Below are 7,637 nucleotides of genomic sequence, written 5' to 3'. Positions count from 1 at the left end.
GGGCTCGTCGGGGCCGTCGCCGGGGGCTTTGCCCGCACCGGGGGCGGGGGCTGCGGTATCCGTACGCGTGTCGTCGTCGGCGGTCTCCGTACGGGCGTCCGCGCCGGTCTCCGTATCCGCGTCACCGTCCGCCGGGGCCTTCACGACCGGGTCCGATGGGGCCTCGGCGCCCGGGCCCCGCTCGTCGGGGTCCTCGGTTACCTCGCTGTCCACGCTCGTGGGCGGCGCCGGTTCGAGGGGCCCGCTCTCCCCGGGGCCCGCGTTCTCACCGTGCGGTCGGTCCGGATCGCTGTGCGGAGTCTTCTCCGGCCCGTGGTTCACAATTCCGTTTCCCGTCGGGTCGTTCTCGTGCCTGTGCTCAGGGATATCGGGGTGCTGGTCGGACCCGCTCATGCCTGGGCCTCCATCACCACACGCAGTGCGGCGATGCCCCGCGAACCGTACGCCTTCACCGAGCCCAGCGAGACGCCCAGCGTCTCGGCGACCTGGGCCTCCGTCATGTCCGCGAAGTAGCGCAGCACCAGCACCTCGCGCTGGCGTCGCTGGAGCCCCTTCATGGCCTTGATCAGCGCGTCCCGCTCCAGTTGGTCGTACGCGCCCTCCTCCGCGCTCGCCATGTCCGGCATCGGCTTGGAGAGCAGCTTCAGCCCGAGGATGCGGCGGCGCAGTGCGGAGCGCGAGAGGTTGACGACCGTCTGCCGGAGGTAGGCGAGGGTCTTCTCGGGCTCACGGACCCGGTTGCGCGCGGAGTGCACCCGGATGAACGCCTCCTGCACCACGTCCTCGCAGGACGCGGTGTCGTCCAGCAGCAGGGCCGCGAGGCCGAGCAGGGAGCGGTAGTGGGCGCGGTAGGTCTCGGTGAGATGGTCGACCGTGGTTCCTGCTGCCACGGTCTCGTCAGCACCCCCGCGCTGCGAGGGCAGCGAGGCCGGGCGCGCAGCGGGCATGGGCGCGATCACCGGCATGCCGCCGGGCGCGCGGGGCCGCCGGAGCGGGCGCACCGAAGCGCCTCGCAACGGGCCCACCACTGTGATGTCGAGAACCTCTGCCACGCCTGTTGGACACGCTGCCCCCCGTCAGGGTTGTACGCGGACCGCGCCACGTTCGACGCTGTGCGACATGCCCTCATACGTACCCGCTCTTCCCCAAATGCCCCGTTGAGACGTCCGGCCACGCACAAAGTGACGGCATAGACGCAACCCGGCCGAGGTGCGGTTGCAGATGGCCGGGAGATCATCGTCGGACATGACAACGTCCCAGCTCAAGAGGTTCAGACCAGCGAATTCCTCATAGGGCGTTCACAGATCCCACAAAACAGGTTCGATCATCATCGAGGGAATTCGGCGGCGACCGATTCGGCGATCTGCGCCACGTTCAAAGCCGCACCTTTTCGGAGATTGTCCCCGCAAAGGAACATTTCCAGGGCATGCGGGTCGTCCATCGACCGCCGGACGCGGCCCACCCAGGTGGGGTCGGTGCCGACGACGTCGGACGGGGTGGGGAAGTCCCCGGCGGCCGGGTTGTCGAACAGGACCACGCCGGGGGCGGTCGCCAGGATCTCGTGCGCCTTGGCGACCGCGACCTCGTTCTCGAAGCGGGCGTGGACGGACATCGAGTGGGTGGCGACGACGGGGACGTACACACAGGTCGCGGTGGCCTTCAGGTCCGGCATGCCGAGCACCTTGCGGCACTCCTCGCGCAGCGCGATCTCCTCGGACGACCAGCCGTCCCCGGCGTCCGTACCGGCCCAGGGCACGACGTTCAGGGCGACGGGCGCGGCGAAGGGGCTCTTGGCCGTGGAGGCCTCGTCACCCAGGGCCCGGCGTACGTCTCCGGGCTGGGTGCCCAGTTCCGTACCGGCGACCAGGGCGAGCTGTTCGCGCAGGGCGGCGACGCCGTCGCGGCCCACGCCGCTGACGGCCTGGTACGAGGAGACGATGAGTTCGCGGAGCCCGAATTCGGCGTGCAGGGCGCCGACCGCGACGATCAGCGACAGCGTGGTGCAGTTCGGGGACGCGACGATGCCGCGCGGTCTGAGCCGTGCGGCATGGGGGTTGATCTCGGGGACGACGAGCGGAACGTCGTCGTCGAGCCGGAAGGCGGCGGAGTCGTCGATGACGACGACGCCCTTGGCGGCGGCGATGGGGGCCCAGTGGGCGGACACCTCGTCCGGCACCAGGAAGAGGGCCACGTCGATGCCGTCGAACACGTCCTCGGCCAACGGGAGGACCTCGCTCTCCTCACCGCGCACGACCAGCTTCCGGCCGGCCGAGCGCGGTGAGGCGACGAGTCTGACCTCGCCCCAGACGTCCGCGTGCTGCGAGAGGATCCGGAGCATGACACCGCCGATCGCCCCGGTCGCACCGACGACCGCGAGCGAAGGGCGGTGCTCCGTCATCGGCCGGTGCCTCCGTAGACCACGGCCTCGTCGGAGTCGCTGTCGAGCCCGAAGGCGGTGTGCACGGCGCGCACGGCCTCGTTGACGTCGTCGGCGCGGGTGACCACCGAGATGCGGATCTCGGATGTCGAGATCAGCTCGATGTTGACGCCCGCGTCGGACAGCGCCTCGAAGAAGCCGGCGGTGACGCCCGGGTTGGTCTTCATGCCCGCGCCGACCAGGGAGATCTTGGCGATCTGGTCGTCGTAGCGCAGCGAGTCGAAGCCGATGGGGCCCTTGGCCCGCTCCAGGGCGTCGATGGCCTTGCGGCCCTCGGCCTTGGGCAGGGTGAAGGAGATGTCCGTCAGGCCGGTCGACGCGGCGGAGACGTTCTGCACCACCATGTCGATGTTGACCTCGGCGTTCGCGATGGCGCGGAAGATCGCGGCCGCCTCGCCCGGCTTGTCCGGGACGCCGACGACGGTGACCTTGGCCTCCGAGACGTCGTGGGCGACTCCGGAGATGATCGCGTGCTCCACCTTCTGGTCCCCTTGCGGCTCGTTGCTGACCCAGGTGCCGCGCAGTCCGGAGAAGGACGAGCGGACGTGGATCGGGATGTTGTAACGGCGTGCGTACTCGACGCAGCGGTGCAGCAGCACCTTGGAGCCGGACGCGGCCAGCTCCAGCATGTCCTCGAAGGAGATCCAGTCGATCTTCTTCGCCTTCTTCACGACCCGGGGGTCCGCGGTGAAGACGCCGTCGACGTCGGTGTAGATCTCGCAGACCTCGGCGTCCAGCGCGGCGGCCAGCGCGACGGCGGTCGTGTCCGACCCGCCGCGGCCGAGGGTGGTGATGTTCTTGCCCTCCTGGGACACGCCCTGGAACCCGGCGACGATGGCGATGTTGCCCTCGTCGATCGAGGTCCGGATACGGCCCGGGGTGACGTCGATAATGCGCGCTTTGTTGTGGACCGAGTCGGTGATGACACCGGCCTGGCTGCCCGTGAACGACTGGGCCTCGTGGCCCAGGTTCTTGATCGCCATGGCCAGCAGGGCCATGGAGATCCGCTCACCCGCGGTCAGCAGCATGTCGAACTCTCGACCGGTAGGCATCGGAGACACCTGCTCGGCGAGATCTATCAACTCGTCCGTCGTGTCGCCCATCGCGGACACCACGACAACCACCTGGTTGCCGTTCCTCTTGGCGTCGACGACTCGTTTGGCGACCCGCTTGATGCCCTCGGCATCGGCTACGGAGGAGCCTCCGTACTTCTGCACGACAAGGCCCACGTGCGCTCCTCGCTCAGTCATTACTGCGGTCGGCTCAGTTTAACGAGCAGTCCGGAATCGACCCGTCCATTACCAGATGGTGAGATGTCCCGCTCAGCACCCGGTACGGCGTGTCGCTCCGAACTGCTCGTACGAGGCTGCTGCCCAGCCCGACCGTCGAGCACTCCCGTTTGTGTCCCAGCCCACACGATCGGACACGGACCGGCCAGCCGGGGCGGTCAGTCGGCGTACCCGCCGGGTTGGCGATCCGCTCGCCCGCGCGGGCCCGTGTCAGCCCGCCGTCAGCGTCTCCGCGTCGAGGACCTGGGTGTTCTGCGCGGCCGCGATGCGCCAGACCCCGTCGTCCTTGGCGAGCACGTAGGTCGGCGTGCCGGGGACCGCCTCGGGGTGGGCGGCCATGAGCGCGGCGGGGTCCTCCTGGCCGTGGAAGATCTCGTCCAGGTACGCACCTCCGGCGCGGCTCGCCGGGCGCTGGCGGATCTTCACGGCGGCCACGTCGGGCCGGATGAAGAGGATGAGGTCGACGGCGTACGTGGCGGTCACCGGGGAGTCCGCCTGCGGGGGCAGCACCGTGCGGGTGAAGGCGCTGATCTCCGGCAGGCCGGTCAGCCGCTTGCCGTGGGCCGTGGTCCAGATGGCGTCCTCGCGGAAGCCGTCGAGGAAGGCGTCGGGCAGCGCGTTCTGCTGGGCGTGCTGCACCCGGGCGACGAACGCGACGATGGCGTCGACGTCCTCCTGCGGGGCGGGGACGCCGATGACGGTGGGCGTGGAGGCGGCGGGGGTCATGGCGGCCATGGAGGGTCTCCTTGCGAGTGGCGGCCGTCGGATCGGCCGTTCACCCCGGAGCCTCCTGCCTCAACCGCGGTCGAGGTCAAGGAGCCGGCCCGGCACTCAGGCCGGCCGCGTGCATCCGCCGCTTCACCTTTCACCGGCCACCAGGAGGATGGCCCGCCGCTCCACCGATGCGTGAAGGTTGATCTCCCAGTTCATGCTGCGCATCTCGGCGTACGCCTCGACCGGGTAAAAGCTCTTCCTTATACCCTCAGCTCAAACGAGTGAAAGAACCATCGGTGAGCCGTCTGCCCCGCTACTTCACCGGCCGCAGCCCCAGCGGCCCCGCGATCTCCTGGAGCATCACGCGGCCCGCCTCCTCGGCGAGGTTCTCCTCGCCCGGGTCCTGGTCGGTGTCCAGGCCGTCCAGCTCCTCCAGGGGCTGGCCGAGGCGGATGTGGGCGACCAGGGACTGGAGGGCGCGGAGGGTGGCGGAGGCGGTGGAGCCCCAGTTGGAGAAGTACGAGAACTGCCACCACCACAGCGCTTCGGTGGTGCGGCCTGCCTCGTAGTGCGCGAGGCCGTGGCCGAGGTCGGTGACCAGGTCGGCCAGGTCGTCGGAGATGCGGTGCGGGACGGGCGCCTTGCGGGGCTCGTACGGGTCGAAGACCTCGGAGTAGACGTCGATCGGCTCCAGCAGCGCCGCGAACCGCTCGCGCAGACCGTCCGCGTCCGGCTCCGCGCCGAGGTCGGGCTCGTACCGCTCGTCGGGGAGGACGTCCTCGTGCGCGCCGAGGCGGCCGCCCGCCAGCAGGAGCTGCGAGACCTGGAGGAGCAGGACCGGGACGGCCTCTTCCGGCTCGTCGACCTTGGACACCTCGGCGACCGCGACGATGAACGTCTTGATCTGGTCCGCGATCTGGACGGCGAAGTCGCCCGGGTCCTGCGTGACGGAGTTCAGCGTGGCGTCAGACATCGAGGGGACCTCCCGTGGGCGCGGTCACAGACGGTGAAGCGGACGACGGTACGTGCAGGGCCCTGGGCCCGGGCGCGGGCCCAGGGCGTACGGCGGTGCCGGTGCCGGTCTCAGACATCCAGCAGCCGCCTTCCCTCGAAGGCGCGGCCCAGGGTGACCTCGTCGGCGTACTCCAGGTCGCCGCCGACCGGCAGACCGCTGGCCAGCCGGGTCACCTTCAGACCCATCGGCTTGACCATCCGCGCCAGGTACGTCGCGGTGGCCTCACCCTCCAGGTTGGGGTCGGTCGCGAGGATCAGCTCCGTGATGGAGCCGTCCGCGAGCCGCGCCAGCAGCTCGCGGATCCGCAGGTCGTCCGGGCCGACGCCCTCGATGGGGCTGATCGCCCCGCCCAGCACGTGGTACCGGCCCCGGAACTCACGCGTCCGCTCGATCGCCACGACGTCCTTGGGCTCCTCGACCACACAGATGACGCTCGGATCGCGGCGCGCGTCCCGGCAGATCCCGCACCGCTCCTGCTGCGCGACGTTCCCGCACACCTCGCAGAACCGGACCTTGTCCTTGACCTCCAGGAGGGCGTGGGCGAGCCGGCGTACGTCGGTGGGCTCGGCCTGCAGGATGTGGAAGGCGATCCGCTGCGCGCTCTTGGGACCGACGCCGGGCAGCCTGCCCAGTTCGTCGATGAGGTCCTGAACAACGCCTTCGTACAACGGAACGCCTTTCTTCGCTTCCTGCTCCGTACCGTAGTGGGTACGGGTCGGTACCAGTAGGCCCTGCGGGCCTGTGGAACCTACCGGCCTGTGGCCGGCCGGGTCAGAACGGCAGACCCGGGATGCCGCCCCCGCCGCCCAGGCCCTGCGCCAGCGGGCCGAGCTTCTCCTGCTGGAGCGCCTGCGCGTTCTCGTTGGCCGCCTGGACGGCCGCGACGACGAGGTCGGCGAGCGTCTCGGTGTCCTCCGGGTCCACCGCCTTCGGGTCGATCACCAGGGCGCGCAGCTCGCCGGAGCCGGTCACCGTGGCCTTCACGAGACCGCCGCCCGCCTGTCCCTCGACCTCGGTCCTGGCCAGTTCCTCCTGGGCCGCGGCGAGATCCTGCTGCATCTTCTGGGCCTGCTGGAGCAACTGCTGCATGTTGGGCTGGCCACCACCGGGAATCACGGTCACTCCTGGCATTTCGACGACAAATGTTTCGGTAAGCCGAGCCTACGTGCTCCCCGGTCACCGCGCTCCACCCACCGGGGACCAACTCTTTCGAGTGAGATCTCGGAACCGGCGTGAGTGCTCCTATACCTGACCAGGGGCCCTGCCCAGGCGGGAATCCCGCGATTTCGACCCCACGGCCCACCATTCGGCGGTAGGAAGGGCATGCACATCGGCACACGAGCGTGCATGTGCGGTGACGCAGAGTTATCCCCTAGTTACCCCCACGCGTCCGTCCCGTCCGTCAGAGTGCAGAGGAGTGCCCCGGTGAGTCAGCCGGAGATGCAGCCCGAGGGGCCGCCCCGCAAGGAGTCCGATGCGGGATCCGGTGAGAACGGAGCTGAGCATTCCGCTACGGGAGTCCCTGCCGAGGGGCGCGCCGAGGGCCGGGCCGGCGGGCGCTCCGGCGGCCGCGCCGGGTGGCGGGCCGGTGGGCGCGATCTGACCGGGCGCCCGTTCCCCCTCGGCGACTGGGGCGAGCCGGCCGAGCGGCTCGACGAGCTCTACCGCTGGGTCGAGACCGGCGCCCTGGACACCGCGGACTGGTATCTGCACGACCGGGTCTGGAAGCGCCGGGCCGCCCGGACCCTGCGAATGGGCACGGCCGCCGGGGTGGTCGCCGGGGCGGCGCTGCCGCTGCTGGACCTGACCGGTGCGCTGAGCGGTTCGGCGGGCTGGGGCTATCTGTCGTTGTTGCTGGGGGCCGCCTGTATGGCCTGCGACCGGTATTTCGGCCTCACCTCCGGGTGGATAAGGAACCTGGCCACGGCCCAGGCCGTGCAGCGGCGGCTCCAGGTGCTTCAGTTCGACTGGGCCTCGGAGTGCGTACGGGAGACGCTCGGGCCGGCTGAGGGCACGGCCAGCGAGGCGACCGAGCGGTGCCTGGGGGTGCTGCGGAGGTTCTCCGAGGACGTCACGGAGCTGGTGCGGTCGGAGACGGCGGACTGGATGGTGGAGTTCCGGGCGGGGCCCGCGCCGATGGGGATGCAGGCGTTGGCGGCGGGGGGTGCGGGGCGCGGTGAGC

At 70.3% G+C, this 7,637-nt stretch carries 8 protein-coding genes and 1 pseudogene; 1 reads left to right on the top strand and 8 read right to left on the bottom strand.

All coding sequences use genetic code 11. The features are described 5' to 3' along the window. The 8 genes and pseudogenes from D3105_RS35550 to D3105_RS30625 form a co-directional block, all read right to left on the bottom strand. A pseudogene (locus D3105_RS35550) lies at positions 1-393 on the bottom strand (hypothetical protein); the annotation flags it as partial. Further along, a complete protein-coding gene (locus D3105_RS30655; RefSeq protein WP_205080725.1) occupies positions 390-1,052 on the bottom strand; it encodes a SigE family RNA polymerase sigma factor in 663 nt (220 codons plus the stop codon). The pseudogene D3105_RS35550 and the gene D3105_RS30655, both read right to left, overlap by 4 nt. Before the next feature lie 275 nt (positions 1,053-1,327). Further along, complete coding sequence (locus D3105_RS30650) at positions 1,328-2,398, bottom strand: aspartate-semialdehyde dehydrogenase (protein ID WP_118906168.1); 1,071 nt, start codon at positions 2,396-2,398, stop codon at positions 1,328-1,330. Next, the gene (locus D3105_RS30645) at positions 2,395-3,666 is read right to left on the bottom strand and encodes an aspartate kinase (RefSeq protein WP_018489518.1); all 1,272 of its coding nucleotides are present in this window, start codon (positions 3,664-3,666) and stop codon (positions 2,395-2,397) included. The genes D3105_RS30650 and D3105_RS30645 overlap by 4 nt, the downstream gene beginning before the upstream one ends. Before the next feature lie 270 nt (positions 3,667-3,936). Beyond that, positions 3,937-4,461, bottom strand: a complete 525-nt coding sequence (locus D3105_RS30640; RefSeq protein WP_118906167.1) for an SgcJ/EcaC family oxidoreductase — start codon at positions 4,459-4,461, stop codon at positions 3,937-3,939. Positions 4,462-4,753: 292 nt separating this feature from the next. Next, positions 4,754-5,413 carry a DUF5063 domain-containing protein gene (locus tag D3105_RS30635; RefSeq protein ID WP_030578580.1) on the bottom strand — a complete coding sequence of 220 codons (660 nt, stop codon included), beginning with the start codon at positions 5,411-5,413 and terminating at the stop codon, positions 4,754-4,756. A gap of 110 nt (positions 5,414-5,523) precedes the next feature. Then, positions 5,524-6,123, bottom strand: coding sequence for a recombination mediator RecR (recR, locus tag D3105_RS30630; protein ID WP_006126373.1), 600 nt, complete (start codon positions 6,121-6,123; stop codon positions 5,524-5,526). Positions 6,124-6,226: 103 nt separating this feature from the next. Then, complete coding sequence (locus D3105_RS30625; protein ID WP_073775674.1) at positions 6,227-6,571, bottom strand: YbaB/EbfC family nucleoid-associated protein; 345 nt, start codon at positions 6,569-6,571, stop codon at positions 6,227-6,229. A 309-nt stretch (positions 6,572-6,880) separates the two neighbouring features. Here D3105_RS30625 and D3105_RS30620 point away from each other — a divergent pair. Next, on the top strand, positions 6,881-7,637 hold a 757-nt coding region (locus D3105_RS30620), incomplete at its 3' end, for an SLATT domain-containing protein (RefSeq protein WP_118906166.1).

This window comes from Streptomyces globisporus (assembly GCF_003501885.1).
GTDB lineage: Bacteria > Actinomycetota > Actinomycetes > Streptomycetales > Streptomycetaceae > Streptomyces > Streptomyces globisporus_D.
The sequence above is the reverse complement of the archived record's forward strand: the minus strand, read 5'-3'. Positions and strand labels throughout refer to the sequence as shown.